The organism is Streptomyces carpinensis (assembly GCF_002154505.1).
GTDB lineage: Bacteria > Actinomycetota > Actinomycetes > Streptomycetales > Streptomycetaceae > Streptomyces > Streptomyces carpinensis.
This window is the reverse complement of sequence record NZ_MUBM01000658.1, coordinates 1-708: the sequence shown is the minus strand read 5'-3', so window position 1 is coordinate 708 and position 708 is coordinate 1. Positions and strand designations below refer to the sequence as shown.

The window sequence follows — 708 nt, the reverse complement described above, 5'->3', positions numbered from 1 at the left end:
GCGGCAAGGAGGTGGCGAAGACGGCGATCGCCAACCTGGACGTGGACAACCTGTGACGGCGCCGGGCCGCTTCGGCAGCGTGGTGTGCCGCTACTCATGGGACATGGGTGAGGACGGCGAACACGTGTCCCCCCTACGTGGGTCGCCAACGGCCCTACGGTGGGCGGGCGTTACCGGCTGGTCGAGCGCATCGGCCCCGGCGGGACGGGCACCGTGCGGCGGGCGTTCGACGAGCTCGTGGAGCGCGACGTCGCCGTCAAGCAGCCACGGTTGCCCGGCGACCCCGAGGCCGAGGAGCACNNNCCGGGAGGCGCGGGCTGTGCTGCAGGCGTGGACCTTCCCTGCGCCGTCACCCTCCACGACGTGGTCGTGGAGGACTCGGTGCCGTGGATCGTCACGGAACTGGTCCGGGGCGAGTCGCTCCAGGAGGTCCTCCGCCGCGGGCCCGTCGACCCCGCCGAGGCCGCCCGGATCGGCCCTCGGCGCGCCGCGCGCCGTGAACGACATGCCCGAGGGCATCCCGGGGGAGAAGAAGGGCACGGCGGTGTTCAAGGGTGCCCGCGACCGGCTCGACATGGCGCCCGTGACCGGCTCGAGACAGAAAGTGCGCGAAAGGAGCCCTGATCAGCACGTTTGTTGCCACTGATCACTGGCGTCGTGTGAGCAGTCGGTGAATCCCCGTTACCGACGGGTACACAATCCTTCGGT

Annotated in this window: 1 pseudogene; it reads left to right on the top strand. The window is 70.8% G+C overall.

Annotated elements, in window-relative coordinates:
- Positions 1-159 precede the first annotated feature (159 nt).
- A pseudogene (locus BZY54_RS54360) lies at positions 160-477 on the top strand (protein kinase family protein); the annotation flags it as partial.
- Positions 478-708: the final 231 nt, after the last annotated feature.